The sequence below is a fragment of the Albidovulum sp. genome (assembly GCF_049646345.1).
Classification (GTDB): domain Bacteria; phylum Pseudomonadota; class Alphaproteobacteria; order Rhodobacterales; family Rhodobacteraceae; genus Albidovulum.
This window is the reverse complement of record NZ_JBARVQ010000413.1, coordinates 1-15,719: the sequence shown is the minus strand read 5'-3', so window position 1 is coordinate 15,719 and position 15,719 is coordinate 1. Positions and strand designations below refer to the sequence as shown.

The 15,719-nt window shown below is 63.2% G+C and carries 12 protein-coding genes and 2 pseudogenes; 11 read left to right on the top strand and 3 right to left on the bottom strand.

The window, feature by feature from the left end:
• Positions 1-653, bottom strand: a 653-nt coding sequence (locus WBB85_RS10275; protein WP_432638522.1) for a biotin carboxylase N-terminal domain-containing protein, incomplete at its 3' end; no start/stop codon positions are given.
• Positions 654-1,085: 432 nt separating this feature from the next.
• On the opposite strand from WBB85_RS10275, the pseudogene WBB85_RS10270 reads away from it, so the two are divergent.
• Positions 1,086-1,550 (top strand): annotated as a pseudogene (locus WBB85_RS10270) (DinB family protein); the annotation flags it as partial.
• A 9-nt stretch (positions 1,551-1,559) separates the two neighbouring features.
• Here WBB85_RS10270 and WBB85_RS10265 read toward each other — a convergent pair.
• Complete coding sequence (locus WBB85_RS10265; RefSeq protein ID WP_432638521.1) at positions 1,560-2,699, bottom strand: alpha-hydroxy acid oxidase; 1,140 nt, start codon at positions 2,697-2,699, stop codon at positions 1,560-1,562.
• 103 nt (positions 2,700-2,802) lie between these two features.
• Here WBB85_RS10265 and WBB85_RS10260 point away from each other — a divergent pair, with 103 nt between their 5' ends.
• Positions 2,803-5,154, top strand: a complete 2,352-nt coding sequence (locus tag WBB85_RS10260) for an ATP-dependent helicase (RefSeq protein ID WP_432638520.1) — start codon at positions 2,803-2,805, stop codon at positions 5,152-5,154.
• A gap of 473 nt (positions 5,155-5,627) precedes the next feature.
• Here the strand turns inward: WBB85_RS10260 and WBB85_RS10255 are convergent, their stop codons facing one another.
• The gene (locus WBB85_RS10255) at positions 5,628-5,843 is read right to left on the bottom strand and encodes a DUF1127 domain-containing protein (protein ID WP_432638519.1); all 216 of its coding nucleotides are present in this window, start codon (positions 5,841-5,843) and stop codon (positions 5,628-5,630) included.
• 246 nt (positions 5,844-6,089) lie between these two features.
• On the opposite strand from WBB85_RS10255, the gene WBB85_RS10250 reads away from it, so the two are divergent.
• From WBB85_RS10250 to WBB85_RS10210, 9 genes and pseudogenes are all read left to right on the top strand, one after another.
• On the top strand, positions 6,090-7,160 hold the full coding sequence (locus WBB85_RS10250) for an Mrp/NBP35 family ATP-binding protein (protein ID WP_432638518.1): 1,071 nt from the start codon (positions 6,090-6,092) through the stop codon (positions 7,158-7,160).
• Between the two features lie 584 nt (positions 7,161-7,744).
• Positions 7,745-8,311 carry a division/cell wall cluster transcriptional repressor MraZ gene (gene mraZ / locus WBB85_RS10245; RefSeq protein WP_432638523.1) on the top strand — a complete coding sequence of 189 codons (567 nt, stop codon included), beginning with the start codon at positions 7,745-7,747 and terminating at the stop codon, positions 8,309-8,311.
• A gap of 3 nt (positions 8,312-8,314) precedes the next feature.
• Complete coding sequence (rsmH, locus tag WBB85_RS10240) at positions 8,315-9,307, top strand: 16S rRNA (cytosine(1402)-N(4))-methyltransferase RsmH (protein ID WP_432638517.1); 993 nt, start codon at positions 8,315-8,317, stop codon at positions 9,305-9,307.
• Positions 9,307-9,654: a cell division protein FtsL gene (ftsL, locus tag WBB85_RS10235; RefSeq protein WP_432638516.1), complete on the top strand. Its 348-nt coding sequence runs from the start codon at positions 9,307-9,309 to the stop codon at positions 9,652-9,654. The genes rsmH and ftsL overlap by 1 nt, the downstream gene beginning before the upstream one ends.
• A complete protein-coding gene (locus tag WBB85_RS10230; RefSeq protein ID WP_432638515.1) occupies positions 9,651-11,435 on the top strand; it encodes a peptidoglycan D,D-transpeptidase FtsI family protein in 1,785 nt (594 codons plus the stop codon). The genes ftsL and WBB85_RS10230 overlap by 4 nt, the downstream gene beginning before the upstream one ends.
• Before the next feature lie 28 nt (positions 11,436-11,463).
• Entirely contained in the window at positions 11,464-12,942 is a 1,479-nt protein-coding gene (locus WBB85_RS10225) for a UDP-N-acetylmuramoyl-L-alanyl-D-glutamate--2,6-diaminopimelate ligase (RefSeq protein WP_432638514.1), read from the top strand.
• A complete protein-coding gene (locus WBB85_RS10220) occupies positions 12,942-14,387 on the top strand; it encodes a UDP-N-acetylmuramoyl-tripeptide--D-alanyl-D-alanine ligase (RefSeq protein ID WP_432638513.1) in 1,446 nt (481 codons plus the stop codon). Before WBB85_RS10225 ends, WBB85_RS10220 begins: the two co-directional genes overlap by 1 nt.
• Positions 14,388-15,470 carry a phospho-N-acetylmuramoyl-pentapeptide-transferase gene (gene mraY / locus WBB85_RS10215; protein WP_432638512.1) on the top strand — a complete coding sequence of 361 codons (1,083 nt, stop codon included), beginning with the start codon at positions 14,388-14,390 and terminating at the stop codon, positions 15,468-15,470. It begins immediately after the preceding gene.
• Positions 15,470-15,719 (top strand): annotated as a pseudogene (locus WBB85_RS10210) (hypothetical protein); the annotation flags it as partial. The gene mraY and the pseudogene WBB85_RS10210, both read left to right, overlap by 1 nt.

Here is a 15,719-nt window from a genome sequence, read left to right as displayed (position 1 = left end):
CCGAGAATCTGCACCTCCACATGGCGGGCGCGCAGGATCATCTTTTCGAGGAAACCCTCGCCATTGCCGAAGGCGGCTTCGGCCTCTCGCCGTCCCTCGCGGACTTTCTCGACCAGTTCCTCGGGCTTGGTGATGGGGCGCATGCCGCGCCCGCCGCCGCCCCAGGAGGCTTTCAGCATCAGGGGGTAGCCGATTTCGGCCGCCTCTTTCTTGATCGCGTCGAAATCGTCGCCCAGGACCTCGGTCGCCGGGATGACCGGCACGCCTGCGGTGATCGCCACGCGCCGTGCACTGGCCTTGTCCCCAAGGGCGCGCATGGTTTCGGCCTTGGGGCCGATAAAGGTAATGCCGCTTGCGGCACAGGCCTCGACAAAATCGGGGTTTTCGGAGAGGAGCCCGTAGCCCGGATGGATCGCATCGGCACCGCATTCCTTGGCGACGCGGATGATCTCGGGGATGGAAAGATATGCCGCGACCGGCCCCATGCCCTCACCGATGCGGTAGGCTTCATCGGCCTTGAACCGGTGGAGCGAAAGCTTGTCTTCCTCGGCATAGACCGCGACGGTGCGTTTGCCGAGCTCGGTCGCGGCCCGCATCACGCGGATCGCAATCTCACCCCGGTTGGCGACAAGGATTTTCTTGAACTCGGTCATCGGTTCCTCCCCAATTTTTGGCGTGGCGCGAACATTAGGGATGCTGCGCTGCGGCACAAGCCCCCAAACGGACGATCCGTAAGGATTCTGTAACATTTCGCACTGCATATCGCCGATCTGGCGGCGTTGTGACGTGATTACGAAGCATTTTCGCCGAAAACGACGAAATGCACGCGGCCAGGCAAGACGACTGCCGGGCCAGTCGCGGAACCGCGTGTGAACAAACGTCTTTTTCGGCTGATATTGGTCGCTTTCCGACGCGGGGGGCGCGGTTTCACCCGCCTATGCTGACCGGATTGGATGGGCGGAGCTGGGTGCCGGACCTGCCGGAGCGGCTGTTTGTTAGGGATAGAAATACAAACCGCAGATTTAACTTATTCGAACGAAATGGGCCTTTCGCAGCGGCTGATGCGCTAAAAGGCCTGGGCCAATGAGCGATCCTTCGGCTTCATGCTGACCTTGCCGGACACCGAGATTTCCGGGCCGCGCGAGACGTTTTTCGGGTCGATCCTGCTGACCTTGCAGCACACCTATGTCGTTGACGATATCTTCAAGGCGCATCTTCTGGGCCAGAAGCACGGCCATGCCGACCGGCGTGGCGACATGGCGCCCGCGCTGCCGGAGCTTTGGGATATGGTCCGGGCCATGGACCGCTGGTGGATCGATCATGTGGACGCGCTGAGCGAGGCCGCACTAGAAGAGGCGATCACCTTTGACTTCATCGGCGGGGGCACCGGGCGGATGACCCGGGCCGAGATCGTCGCGCATGTCGCCAATCACACCAGTTATCATCGCGGCTTTGTCGATGAATTGCTGGGCCAGATCCCGGCCGCGTCCCCGGCTTGCGATTTCCCGGTCTATCTGCTCGAAATGCGGCGGGAAGGGGCGATGGCCTGACGGGACGCGTCAGGCACCGGTCATCAGTGTGCCCGGCAGGTCGGCAAGCCCCTTTGCCCCCAGTTGCCCCATATTCGCGGTCATATCCTTGGCAAGGATATCGATCAGATGGGCGGGACCGTCCGCCCCGAGGGCACCCAGCGCATAATGCCAGGCCCGGCCCAGCATGACAAAATCAGCGCCAAGCGCGATGGCGCGAAGAATATCAAGCCCGCCTTCGATGCCACTGTCGAAGATCACCGGCAGGGTGGTCGCCGCACGGATCAGCGGCAGTGCCTCGATTGTCGCGGGGGCCGCATCGAACTGACGGCCCGCATGGTTCGACACCCAGATCGCGTCGACGCCCTCATCCTGCAAACGCGCCGCATCGTCGGGACGCAGGACACCCTTGACGATCAAGGGCCCCTCCCACGCATCGCGGAGCGCCTTGACGTAGCCCCAGTCAGGCGAGGTGCGCAGCAGATAGCCGATATGGGCGGTGGACGACAGGCTGACCGTGTTTTCGGCATAGCCATCCATCAGCCGCATGCGCGGCATGCCCATGCGCAGTGTTCCCAGCGCCCATTCGGGCCGCATCGCCACCTGTGCCATCAGGCGCGGCGTCAGTTTCGGCGGCTGGGTCAGACCCGAACGGGTCTGGCGTTCGCGGCGGCTCGCCACGGGGACGTCGACGGTCAGGATCAGGGCATTGAATCCCGCCTCCTTCGCCCGCTTCAACATATCGGCGCGAATCTTTGGATCGCGCGGCGGGTACATCTGGAACCAGCCGTGCTCCCCAAGGACTGGGGCCACGAATTCCGGCGTCTGGCTGGCAACGGTCGAGATCGAATAGGGTAGCCCCGCCTTGCCCGCCGCTGCCGCCAGCAAGCGCTCGGCATCGGGCCAGATCAGCCCTGACATGCCGACCGGAGAGATGCCGAAGGGCAGGGGGAAATCCTGCCCGAAAAGCTTGGTCGTGAGATCGGGCGTGAATTCACCATGCAGGATTGAAGGACGCAGCAATACCTCGTCCAGCTTCGTCCGGTTGCGGCGCAGCGTCGCTTCGACACCGGTGGCGCTGTCGAGATATTCCCAGACGAAATGCGGGATGCGGCCCTTTGCGCGGGCCTTCAGGTCGGATATCGCGGGGTAGCGCTGATGCAGGTCCATCGCGGAGTTGTTCCGGGCAGCGCGCAAAAAGTCCAGTGTCAGAGTTGGAACAGAGTGTGAACTTCTCTTTTATTCATGTCCCGATGCGGCTAGATTGCCACTCATGAGCAGTTTCGACGATACCGACGCCTTTGAGGGCGCATCTCTGTCCGCCCGCGCCATGGCCGCGCGCCCCGCCGCCTATCTTGACGGGCTGAACCCCGCGCAACGGCAGGCGGTCGAGACGCTGGACGGTCCTGTCCTGATGCTGGCAGGTGCCGGGACGGGCAAGACCCGCGCGCTCATGGCCCGGGTTGCAAATCTTGTGACGCTTGGCCGCGCACGGTCCGATGAGATTTTGGCGGTGACGTTCACGAACAAGGCCGCACGCGAAATGAAGGTGCGGCTGGAGCACACGCCGTTCAGTCTTAAAGCGCCGATAAAATGGATGGGAACGTTCCATTCGCTTTCCGTGAAGATCCTTCGGCGGCACGCGGAACTGGTCGGACTGAAGTCGAACTTCACTATCCTCGATACCGACGATCAGATCCGGCTGATGAAACAACTGATCGCGGCGGCCAATATCGACGAAAAGCGTTGGCCCGCACGGCAGCTCGCGGGCCTGATCGACAACTGGAAGAACCGCGCCTGGGGGCCGGAACAGGTGCCGTCCTCTGAGGCCTCGGCCTTTAACAATATGGGGACGGAGCTTTATGCCGCCTATCAGGCGCGGCTCCTGACGCTGAATGCCTGCGATTTCGGCGATCTGCTGCTGCATGTCGTCACCATCCTGCAAAACCATTCCGACATCTTGGAACAATATCAGCGCTGGTTCCGCTACATCCTTGTCGACGAATATCAGGATACCAACGTCGCCCAGTATCTCTGGCTGCGTCTCCTTGCGGCGAAGCACAAGAACATCTGCTGCGTCGGCGATGACGATCAGTCGATCTATGGCTGGCGCGGGGCCGAGGTCGGCAACATCCTGCGGTTCGAAACGGACTTCCCCGGCGCGACCGTGATCCGGCTCGAACAGAACTACCGCTCGACCGAACATATCCTTGCCGCCGCCTCGGGCCTGATCGCGACGAATGCCGGGCGGTTGGGCAAGACCTTGTGGACCGAGGCAAAGGGCGGTGACAAGGTGCGTCTCATCGGCCATTGGGACGGTGAGGAAGAGGCGCGCTGGATCGGCGAGGAGGCCGAGGCACTGCAGCGCGGCACACGCGGGCGCGATCCCGTCAGCCTTGATGCGCAGGCGATCCTTGTCCGCGCCAGCCACCAGATGCGTGCCTTCGAGGACCGGTTCCTGACCATCGGCCTGCCTTACCGCGTCATCGGCGGCCCGCGCTTCTATGAGCGGCTCGAGATTCGCGATGCGATGGCCTATTTCCGGTTGGCTGTGTCGCCTGATGATGATCTGGCCTTTGAGCGCGTGGTCAACACCCCCAAACGCGGGCTAGGCGACAAGGCGCAGCAGACGATCCAGCGACAGGCGCGCGAGGATGGGGTCAGCCTTCTGGAAGGCGCGCGCTACTGTGTGGCCTCGGGCCAGATCGGCGGCAAGGGCGGCGCGCAGCTTCGCGCCTTTGTTGAGAATATCGACCGCTGGCACCGCGCGACACTTGCCGCCGACTATGATCACGTCCGGCTGGCCGAGACGATCCTGGACGAAAGCGGCTATACGGCGATGTGGCAGAACGACAAGACGCCCGAAGCACCGGGGCGGCTGGAAAACCTCAAGGAACTCGTCAAGGCGCTGGAAAGTTTCGACAACCTGCAAGGCTTTCTCGAACATGTCTCACTGATCATGGATAATGACAGTGAGGATGCCGAGGAGAAGATCACCATCATGACCCTTCACGCGGCGAAGGGGCTGGAATTTCCAGTGGTTTTCCTGCCGGGATGGGAGGACGGTCTGTTCCCCTCACAGCGCTCGATGGATGAAAGCGGGCTCAAGGGCCTCGAAGAGGAACGCCGACTTGGTTATGTCGGCATCACCCGGGCCGAGGAACTCTGCACCATTTCCTTTGCCGGCAACCGGCGCGTCTATGGGCAATGGCAAAGCCAGATGCCCTCGCGCTTCATCGACGAATTGCCAGCTAGACATGTCGAGGTGCTGACCCCGCCGGGCCTCTATGGCGGCGGCTACGGTGCCGCTTCCATGTCGGCCGGGATCGAGGATCGCGCCGCGCGGGCCGATGTCTACAACTCGCCGGGCTGGAAACGCATGACCGAGCGCAGCCAGACCCGCCCGGTCAGCCAGCCCCGCGAGGCGCGGGGTGTGGTGATCGATCTTGACGCGGTTTCGGCCTTTACCGAAGGCGACCGGGTTTTCCACCAGAAATTCGGATACGGAATCGTCGAGGGGATCGAGGGCGACAAGCTGGAGGTCGCTTTCGACAAGGCGGGCACCAAACATGTTGTGGCGAGTTTTATCGTCAGCGCCGACGCGGCGGACGACATCCCGTTCTGATTCTTCATTGCCGGAAGTACCCCCGCGCGGAGCGCATCCGAGCCGGAGCGCGCAAGCGCGGAGGCGAGATAGGGGAAATGGCCCGCTTGCGGGCCTCCGTCTGACAGATCTTCGAAAACGAAAAAGGCGGCGCCCGAAGGCACCGCCAGTCGCAACCACGATCCCGGGGGGAGAGAAGGGATCGTCGTAATCTGGAAGAAGGCGGGCGGCGCCTCAGGGAGGAGGGAGGGGCGCCGCCCGTCTTCATCCCGGCCATCCCGGGAGGAGGAGGGACAACCGGATCAGGGTGAAGATGCGGCGGTGGCAGGGAGGAGGAAGCCACCGCCGCATTTCACATCGCCAGCCCCAGGGAGGAGGAGGGGGCGGCGCATCGTCAGGGACCTTTAGGGTCCGATCTTTGCGGCGGCTTCAGGGAGGAGGAGCCGCCGCATGATCCACGAAGCCCGGGAGGAGGTGGGCCCGCGGAAAAAACCTTACTTGCCGTAAGCCGCTTCCAGCGCGACCGCATCGATCGAGGAGCGGTGCAGGCCGAGATCGTGCAGTTCGCGGTCGCTCAGCACCGACAGTTCCAGCACGGTCTGGCGGTACATGCGGTAACGCTGACGGCTGTCGCGAAGCGCGGTGAAGAAAGCGGCGATGCGGTCGGCGAGACCGATATGGACGCCACGGGTAACAGTTGAATATGCCATTTTTCTTGCCTCATCTTTCGGATCATTGGCACCGTCTGTGGCGCCGTTGGGGATAACATGGACCTCATGCTGCGCCCGCACAATACCTGGCGCGATCAATGCTGCCATGCAGCAATTGCATAGCCCATCACGGGGATTTTACCTTCCCTTGCGGTAAGTTACGGGTCATCCCGGCGATGCGACAACGCAACCCTTGCCCCTGCCGCGAAAGCGGTCACATTGTGCGCGACCAGAAGGACCGACATCATGACCCAGACCCGCGACACCGTTCTTGCCGCCCTTTCCCGTCTTGCGCTGCCCGATGGCGGTGATCTTGTCTCGCGCGATCTGGTGCGGGCGCTGACGATTGAGGGCGACAGCATCCGCTTCGTGATTGAGGCCCCGGACCCGGAGATTGCGAAACGGATGGAGCCGGTCCGGCAGGCAGCCGAGGCGGCGGTTCGGGCGCTGCCGGGCGTGGCCTCGGTGTCGGCCCTCCTGACCGCGCATGGCCCGGCACCGAAGCCTGCGCCACCATCGCTGAAGATCGGCGGCCATCCGACGCCGCAGGCGGGCCCGGCCATGGTGGCAGGTGTCGACCGTATCCTTGCCATCGGTTCGGGCAAGGGCGGGGTGGGCAAGTCTACCGTTTCATCGAACCTTGCCGTGGCGCTTGCACGGCAGGGCCGTCGCGTCGGGCTTTTGGATGCCGATATCTATGGCCCGTCACAGCCGCGCATGATGGGGCTGTCGAAGCGCCCCGCTTCGCCCGACGGCAAGACGATCATTCCGCTTCAGGCCCATGGCGTCACCTTCATGTCGATCGGCCTCATGCTGAAAGAGGATGAGGCCGTGGTCTGGCGCGGACCGATGCTGATGGGCGCGTTGCAGCAGATGCTGGGGCAGGTGGCCTGGGGCGAGTTGGACGTGCTGATTGTCGATCTGCCGCCCGGCACCGGCGATGTGCAACTGACGCTTTGTCAGAAAAGCCATGTCACCGGCGCGCTGATCGTTTCGACCCCGCAGGATGTCGCACTTCTGGATGCGCGTCGCGCCATTGACATGTTCGGCAAGCTGAAAACGCCGATCCTTGGTCTGATTGAGAATATGTCGACCTATATCTGTCCGGGTTGCGGGCTTGAGGCGCATATCTTCGGTCATGGTGGCGTGGCAGCCGAGGCCGAAAAGCTGGGTGTTCCGTTTCTGGGAGAGATCCCCCTCAGCCTCGACGTGCGGCTGGCAGGCGATGCCGGAACCCCGATCGCTGCGGGCGAGGGGGCGATTTCCGATGCCTATGCCAGCCTGGCGCAGCGTCTGGTTGCGGGCGGCATGGCCTGATCCGGGAATTCACGGGAACGCCGACGGCTCTATGGGAGTTTATGGGAAAGCTCGCACCAAAGGCTGTCAGGCGCTTTGCTGGCGAATCAACTGACCGTGAATTCGTGTGATTCCTTGTGTATCAGCGCTCTGCGGCGCAGTTCTGCGCCCCGCTCAGGTGGCTCGCTCGGGAAGTTCTGAACTTTTTTGGGAACTCACGGGAGCGCTCCTGCTTCCGGATATCTGTCTATATGTAGTGGGGTTGCCTCAAGATTCGCCCATTTGTGGGCGTCTCCCTGCAATTTTGGCCACAAATTGTTGCGTTGCGGCATGATTTCACGCAACTTCTGGTGTCATTGGCGGCAATATTTTTCTTGCTTCCCGTAAATTCCCATGGCATCCCTAATACACCGATGAGAACGGGCCAAGACGGGCACTAAGACCCAAAAGGCGAAAGTCAGGTTTCATACAGGCACCCGCTTTCATCGAACCAAAGATCCGGCGCGCGAGCGAGCAGACATCCCCCCAGGTGGCATGCGTAGCCGGACAACCCAGTGATGGGACGAGGGCGGCGGATTGGGCAGTGGCAGCAGCCCAATCCGCCGTTGTCGTTTCAGGGGCCCAAGGCGGATTTCGGGGGGAGGGGACAGGTTAAGGAGCGCGGGCCATTGGCACGCAGGTTTAGAGGATCGGATACGTTTAAGGTGGACGCGAAAGGTCGCGTTTCCATCCCTGCGCCGTTCCGCCGCGTGATCGAAGCCTCTGACCCCGACTGGACCGAAGGTCTGCGTCCCAGCATCGTCATCGTTTACGGGCCTGAAAGCCAGGATTGGCTCGACGTCTTCTCGATGGAAGCCGTCAACGAGATGGATGAACAGATCGGCCTGATGCAGCGCGGCTCGCCCGACCGTCTGATGATTGAAGAATTGATGTACGGCCAGTCCTTCGAGGCGCAGATCGACGATGACGGCCGTCTGACCATTCCACAGAAATACCGCGACAAGATCGGGCTGACGAATGAGGCGTTCTTCATCTCGTCCGGTGACTATTTCCGCATCTGGAACCCCGAGGCCTATGAGGCTAAAGCCGCACGGCGCAGCGCCAAGCGTGCCGATCAGTATCCCGAGGATTTCGACCCCAGAAGCCTCCTGCCATCCCTGCCGAAAGGATAAGTGATGGCCGCTGCCGCAGCCCGCATATCAAACACCCCCCATATCCCGGTATTGTTGCGACCGCTCCTGGAGGCGGTCGCACCCGTCTCGGGCACATGGATCGACGGCACGTTCGGTGCGGGCGGTTATGCCCGCGGCCTGTTGGAGGCCGGGTCCGAGCGCGTCATCGGCATCGACCGCGATCCAATGGTGTTTCGTATGGCCGAGGATTGGGCTGCCGCTTATGGCGACCGGCTGCGGCTGGTTCAGGGCACCTTTTCCGATATGGACCAGTTGGCCGGTGAGCCGGTTGATGGCGTGGTCCTGGACCTTGGCGTGTCGTCGATGCAGCTCGATCAGGCGGACCGGGGCTTTTCCTTCCAGAAGGATGGCCCGCTCGACATGCGGATGGGTGATAGCGGGCCGAGTGCCGCCGATCTGGTGAACGAGGCCTCCGAGACCGAGATCGCCGACATCCTTTACCACTACGGCGAAGAACGCGCCTCACGCCGGATCGCCCGCGCCATCGTCGCCGCGCGACCCTTTCAGATGACGCTGCAACTCGTCCATGTGATCGAACGCTGCCTGCCGCGCCCGAAGCCGGGCCAAAGCCATCCGGCGACCCGCAGTTTTCAGGCGATCCGCATCGCGGTGAATGATGAATTCGGGCAGTTGGCCGATGGGCTGGAAGCGGCGGAGCGCGCCCTGAAACCCGGTGGGCAACTCGCGGTCGTCAGCTTTCATTCGCTTGAGGATCGTATCGTCAAACGTTTCTTCCAGCTTCGTTCGGGCGGCGAAGGGCAAGGCAGCCGCTATGCGCCCGCCCGTGCCGAGGTGATACCTGCCTTCACGCAGAAAAGCCGCAAGGCCATCGGACCCGATGACCAGGAACTTGCCGAAAACCCCCGCGCGCGATCCGCGAAGCTGCGCGTGGGTATCCGCACCGAGGCTGAGGCCGGTCCTGTCGACCGCTCGGCCCTCGGCCTTCCGAAACCCGCGCTTGAAGGGCGAAACTGATGCGCAGCCTGATCGTAGTTCTGACCGCCGCCGCTGTGATGACGCTGGTTTTCTGGGCCTACCGCGAGAATTATCGCACCCAGGCGGAACTGGCCGAGATCCGCGAGTTGCAAAGCGAAATCGGGCAGTTGCGCGAAAATCTTGGCGTGCTGAGGGCGGAATGGGCCTATCTCAACCGTCCGGACCGGCTGCGCGAACTGGCCGATATCAACTTTGAACGGCTCGGCCTGCTGCCGCTTGAGCCGCGCCAGTTTGGCGGTGTGTCCGAAGTGCGTTATCCGGCTGTTGCGCTGCCGCCTATCACCGAACCCGTCGATACGGTGGCACTTGGGGAGGCAAATGAATGACCCGCACCCCGCTTCGCCCGCTTGCCCGCATCCTGTCCGCCCGTGAAAAGGGCGAAAACCCCGACGCGATCGAACGCGAAAATATCCGGCTTCGGCATGAGGCGATGCGCGACAAGGCGCGGGTCCGGGCCGAGGGGCGGCTTCTCTTGCTCGGCCTTGCCTTTCTGGCCGCCTTCATCACCGTCGGCGCCCGTATGGGGGTTCTCGCCTCGACCGAACCGGCCGAACCGCAGACAGCGGCGACCGGCGCCTCGATCATCGCGCAGCGCTCCGATATCACCGACCGGCAGGGGCGCATTCTGGCGACGAACCTTGTCACCCATTCGCTTTATGCCCAACCGCAGCTTATGGTTGATCCTGCGCGCGCGGCGTCCGAACTGGCCGCGATCTTTCCCGATCTGGATGAGACGCGGCTGAAGGCCGATTTCACCGGCAAGCGCAAGTTCCTGTGGGTAAAGAAGAAAATATCGCCCGAGCAGATGCAGCTGGTGCATGAGATTGGCGATCCCGGCCTATTGTTCGGGCCGCGCGAGATGCGGCTTTATCCCAATGGCGCGATTGCGTCCCACGTGCTTGGTGGCGCGAGTTTCGGGCGCGAGGGCGTGCATTCGGCCGAGGTTGTCGGCGTGGCAGGGGTTGAAAAGACCTTCGACGGCTGGCTGCGCGACCCGGCGAATGGCGGCGCACCGCTGGCCTTGTCGCTGGATCTGACGATCCAGTCGACGGTTGAGGAAGTGCTTTATGGCGGCATGAAGCTGTTGAATGCCAAGGGTGCCACGGCGGTTCTGATGGATGTCCATAGCGGTGAGGTTGTGGCGCTGGCCTCGCTTCCCGATTTTGACCCCAATACCCGGCCCGCACCGCTACTGAAGGGCGATCCCTCTGACAGTCCGCTCTTCAACCGGGCGGTGCAGGGGGTCTATGAACTTGGCTCGACCTTCAAGATCTTTACCGTGGCACAGGCGATGGAGCTTGGGCTCGTCAACCCGTCCACGATGGTCGAGACCAAAGGGCCGATGATCTGGGGCAGGTTCAAGATTCGCGATTTCCACAATTACGGGCCGCAGTTGTCGGTCACCGATGTGATCGTGAAATCCTCCAATATCGGTACCGCACATATCGCGAAGGAAATCGGCGGCGTGCGCCAGCAGGAATTCCTCAAGGCGCTTGGCATGTTCGATCCGACCACGATCGAACTCGTGGAGGCACCGACGGGCAAGCCGTTGCGTCCGTCGAAATGGCCTGAAATCACGACGCTGACCGTGTCCTATGGCCACGGCATTGCGGCCAGCCCGCTGCACCTTGCGGCCGCCTATGCCTCGCTTCTGAACGGTGGCACGCGGATCACGCCGACCATCCTGAAGCGTGACAAGGTCGATACCGGCGCGCGTCTGGTCTCGGAAGGAACCTCGACCATTCTGCGCGACATGTTGCGGCAGGTCGTCGTACGCGGCACGGCGAGTTTCGGTGAGGTGCCGGGCTATTCCGTCGGCGGCAAGACCGGCACCGCAGACAAGCCGCTGGCGAATGGCAAGGGCTATCACAAGGACAAGGTCATCGCGACTTTCGCCTCGGTCTTTCCGTCGAACGATCCGAAATACGTGCTTGTGGTCACGCTTGACGAACCGGTCGAAACTTCGGGCACCGAACCCCGCCGCACGGCGGGTTGGACGGCGGTGCCTGTGGGGGCCGAGATCATCCGCCGCGCGGCACCGCTCTTGGGTCTAAGGCCCGAGCTTGAACCCATGGCAGAGGCCGGGGTAATACGCGTCCGCAACTGAGGGCAGACATGTGGCGGGGACGAATTTCATGGCCGGGACCAAATCGCTGGGGGAACTTGGCCTGACCGCCCAGGGCGGGCGCGAGGCGTGCATTACCGGCTTATCTGTCGACAGCCGTCAGGTGAAGGAGGGGCATCTATTCGCGGCCCTTCCCGGCAGCCGCATGCATGGTGCTGAATTCATTCAGTTTGCCCTGCGCATGGGCGCGGGTGCGATCCTGACCGACCGCGAGGGCGCAGGCATCGCGAAGGCCGAACTGGCCCAGTCAGATGCCGCCCTGATCGTCACCGAGGATCCGCGCCAGACGCTGGCCTATACCGCTGCCCTCTGGTTCGAACGCCAGCCCGAAACCGTGGTGGCCGTCACCGGCACGTCGGGCAAAACCTCGGTCGCCACCTTCGCACGGCAGATATGGCAGGCGCTTGGGCGGGTTTCCGCCAATCTTGGCACGATGGGGGTGATGGGTGATTTCACGGCACCCCTGGCCCACACGACGCCGGAACCGATCACTTTGCACCGCGTGTTGCGCGACATGACCGATGCGGGTGTCACCCATGCGGCGATGGAGGCCTCGTCACACGGGCTCGATCAGGGACGGCTGGACGGGGTTCGGCTGGATGCAGCGGCGTTCACCAATTTCAGCCAGGACCATCTCGATTACCACGCCAATTTCGATGAGTATTTCGCAGCCAAGGCCGGGCTGTTCGCCCGTGTCCTGCCGGAAGAGGGCACGGCGGTTATCAATATCGACGATGCACGCGGCCGCGAGATGCTGGAGATTGCGCGCAATCGGGGGCAACGCCTTCTGTCGATTGGCCGCAACCCAGTGGCCGACCTCTGCATCACCTCGCAGCGTTTCGACGCGACGGGCCAGGACCTGCGCTTTACCTTCGACGGCAAGCCGCATCTGGTGCGTCTTGCCCTGATCGGTGGCTTTCAGGCCGAAAACGTGCTGGCCGCCGCTGGCCTTGTCATGGCCGCGGGAGAGGAGCCCGAGGCGGTCTTTGGTACGCTTCCCGGCCTTGTCACCGTACGTGGACGGATGGAGCTTGCCGCCAAGCGCGACAACGGCGCGACGGTTTTTGTCGACTATTCCCACAAGCCCGGCGCGCTGGCTTCGGCCCTGCAATCTTTGCGCCCCCATGTCATGGGCCGCATCGTCACTGTGTTCGGTGCGGGCGGGGATCGCGACCGGCTGAAACGTCCCTTGATGGGCGAGGCGGCGGCGGCCTTCGCCGATGTGGTCATCGTCACCGACGACAATCCCCGCACCGAGGACCCCGCCGCGATCCGCGCCGAGGTGATGGCGGGTTGCCCTGAGGCGACCGAGATCGCCGACCGGGCCGAGGCGATCCTGCGCGGCGTCGATGCGCTGCAACCGGGCGACGCGCTGCTGATCGCCGGCAAAGGGCATGAGACGGGTCAGATCGTCGGCAATGATGTCTATCCTTTTGACGATGCCGAACAGGCCTCGGTCGCCGTTGCGGCGCTTGAGGGTCGTATCTGATGGGCGTGCTCTGGACATCGGCCGAGGCCGAGGCGGCAACCGGCGGCCGGGCGACACAGGCGTTTGAGGCCATGGGCATCTCCATCGACACACGCTCGATCCAGCCGGGTGATCTGTTCGTTGCGCTGAAGGATGTGCGCGACGGTCATGACTTCGTGGCCGATGCGCTGAAGAAAGGCGCGGCAGGTGCTTTGGTGTCCCGCATTCCCGAAGGGTGCACCGACACCGATTCCCTGCTGATCGTGCCGGACGTTCTGGCCGCACTCACCGCGCTTGGTGCGGCGGGGCGGGCACGGACGCGGGCACGCGTGATCGCCGTTACCGGGTCCGTGGGCAAGACCTCCACCAAAGAAATGCTGCGCGCCGTACTGGCTGGGCAGGGCAGCGTCCATGCCGCCGAGGCGAGCTTCAACAACCACTGGGGCGTGCCGATCACGCTGGCGCGCCTGCCGCAGGATGCCGATTTCGCGGTGATCGAGATCGGCATGAACCATCCCGGAGAGATTGCCCCGCTTGCCCGTCTGGCCCGGCCCCACGTGGCCATGATCACGACGATTGCAGCCGCGCACCTTGAGGCCTTCGAAAATATCGAAGGCATCGCCCGCGAAAAGGGCGCCGTCTTCGAAGGGCTGGAACCGGATGGCATCGCAGTCATTCCAACCGGTCTCGACGTGACCCCGATCCTTGCCGACGCCGCCGCCAAGGCTGCACGTGTGATCCGTTTCGGCCCGGCACAGGACAGCGACTACCGGCTGGACGAGGCCAAACTGGCGCAGGATACGACCATCGTGCGCGCCACAAGGGCGGGTGAACCGGTTCTCTTCAAGGTCCAGACCGCCGGACGCCATTTCGCCGCCAATGCGCTGGGCGTTCTGGCGGTCGCCGATGCGGTGGGCGCCGACCCTGCGGTCGCTGCCTGCGATATCGGTCAGTGGCGCCCGCCCGCGGGCCGGGGGCAGCGGGAACGCATCTACCTCGATATCGTCGATGAGGCGCTGAGCTTCGATCTGATCGATGACGCCTTCAACGCCAATCCGGCCTCGATGGCGGCAGCGCTTGAAGTTCTGGGCGTCACCGAGCCCCGCGACGGGATCGGCCGCATCCTCGAAGGTCGCCGCATCGCGGTTCTGGGCGATATGCTGGAGCTTGGCCCCGATGAGGGCGCGCTGCATGAAGCGGTGGCCGAACATCCGGCGATGGCGCAGTTTCACCTGGTCCATTGCGTCGGGCCACGCATGCAGGCCCTGTGGCACAAGCTGCCCGAACGCCAGCGCGGCGAATGGTTTGGCCGGGCCGAGGAACTGGCCGACCGCGCCCATCATTTGGCCGATGCCGGTGACGTGGTGCTGGTCAAGGGCTCCAAAGGATCGAAGGTCAGCCTTGTGGTTGACGCACTCAGAAAGCTCGGGCAACCGGGGGCAGGCGACGCGCGGGGGACTGAATAGATGCTGTACTGGCTTTCCGGACTGGCCGAAGGCGGCGATGTCTTCAACCTCTTCCGCTACATCACCTTCCGCGCCGGGGCGGCGTTCTTCACCGCACTCATTTTCGGGTTTCTCTTCGGTCAGCCGCTGATCAACTTCCTGCGCCGAAAACAGAAAAAGGGTCAGCCCATTCGCGATGACGGACCGCAAAGCCACTTTTCCAAGGCGGGGACGCCGACGATGGGGGGCTTGCTGATCCTTTCGGCGATTCTCGTCTCGACACTGCTCTGGGCGCGGCTCGACAATCCCTACATCTGGATCGTGCTTTTCGTGACCTATGCCTACGGTCTGATCGGTTTTGCCGACGATTACGCCAAGGTCACAAAGCAGAACACCAAGGGCGTGTCATCGCGGATGCGGCTTTTGCTGGGGCTTGTCATCGCCGCTTTCGCAGGCTGGATGGCGGCCTATGTTCATCCGGCCAATCTGACCAATCAACTGGCCTTCCCGGTCTTCAAGGACGCGCTCTTGAACCTCGGGTACTTCTTCGTGCCTTTCGCGATGATCGTCATCGTCGGGGCCGCCAATGCGGTGAACCTGACCGACGGGCTGGACGGGCTGGCGGTGATGCCGGTTATGATCGCGGCGGCGACGCTGGGCGTCATCGCCTATGCGGTCGGCCGAACCGACTTTACCGAATATCTCGGTGTCCACTACGTGCCGGGCACGGGCGAGATCCTGATCTTCACCGCAGCCCTCATCGGTGGCGGGCTGGGGTTCCTCTGGTACAATGCGCCGCCGGCGGCGGTCTTCATGGGTGATACCGGGTCGCTGGCACTTGGTGGCGCGCTGGGTGCGATCGCGGTTGCCACGAAGCACGAGATCGTTCTGGCCATTGTCGGCGGCCTTTTCGTGGTCGAGGCGCTGAGCGTCATCATCCAGGTCGCCTATTTCAAACGCACCGGTCGACGGGTATTTCTGATGGCACCGATCCATCATCACTTTGAAAAGAAGGGCTGGGCCGAGCCGCAGATCGTCATCCGCTTCTGGATCATCTCTCTGATCCTCGCGCTGATCGGGCTGGCGACGCTGAAGCTGCGCTGATGCGCGAGGCGGACCTCTACGCGCCGGTGAAGGCGCATCTGGAGGCGCAGGGCTATGAGGTCAAGGCCGAGATCGGCGATTGCGACGTGCTGGCCCGGCGGGGTGAGGAGCCGCCCGTGGTGGTGGAGCTGAAGCTGACCTTCTCGCTGGCGCTGGTGATGCAGGGTGTGGCCCGGCAGGCTTTGTTCGACCAAGTCTATCTGGCGGTGCCGGTGTCGTCGGAACGCGGCTGGAAGCTGCGCTACAAGG

What these genes read in the sequence shown, in the direction of transcription:
- WBB85_RS10230 (WP_432638515.1), top strand. Translation starts at nt 9,651, where the DNA reads ATGACCCGCACCCCGCTTCGCCCGCTTGCCCGCATCCTGTCCGCCCGT.
- ftsL (WP_432638516.1), top strand. Translation starts at nt 9,307, where the DNA reads ATGCGCAGCCTGATCGTAGTTCTGACCGCCGCCGCTGTGATGACGCTG.
- WBB85_RS10250 (WP_432638518.1), top strand. Translation starts at nt 6,090, where the DNA reads ATGACCCAGACCCGCGACACCGTTCTTGCCGCCCTTTCCCGTCTTGCG.
- WBB85_RS10225 (WP_432638514.1), top strand. Translation starts at nt 11,464, where the DNA reads ATGGCCGGGACCAAATCGCTGGGGGAACTTGGCCTGACCGCCCAGGGC.
- mraY (WP_432638512.1), top strand. Translation starts at nt 14,388, where the DNA reads ATGCTGTACTGGCTTTCCGGACTGGCCGAAGGCGGCGATGTCTTCAAC.
- WBB85_RS10260 (WP_432638520.1), top strand. Translation starts at nt 2,803, where the DNA reads ATGAGCAGTTTCGACGATACCGACGCCTTTGAGGGCGCATCTCTGTCC.
- WBB85_RS10255 (WP_432638519.1), bottom strand. Translation starts at nt 5,843, where the DNA reads ATGGCATATTCAACTGTTACCCGTGGCGTCCATATCGGTCTCGCCGAC.
- WBB85_RS10265 (WP_432638521.1), bottom strand. Translation starts at nt 2,699, where the DNA reads ATGGACCTGCATCAGCGCTACCCCGCGATATCCGACCTGAAGGCCCGC.
- WBB85_RS10220 (WP_432638513.1), top strand. Translation starts at nt 12,942, where the DNA reads ATGGGCGTGCTCTGGACATCGGCCGAGGCCGAGGCGGCAACCGGCGGC.
- rsmH (WP_432638517.1), top strand. Translation starts at nt 8,315, where the DNA reads ATGGCCGCTGCCGCAGCCCGCATATCAAACACCCCCCATATCCCGGTA.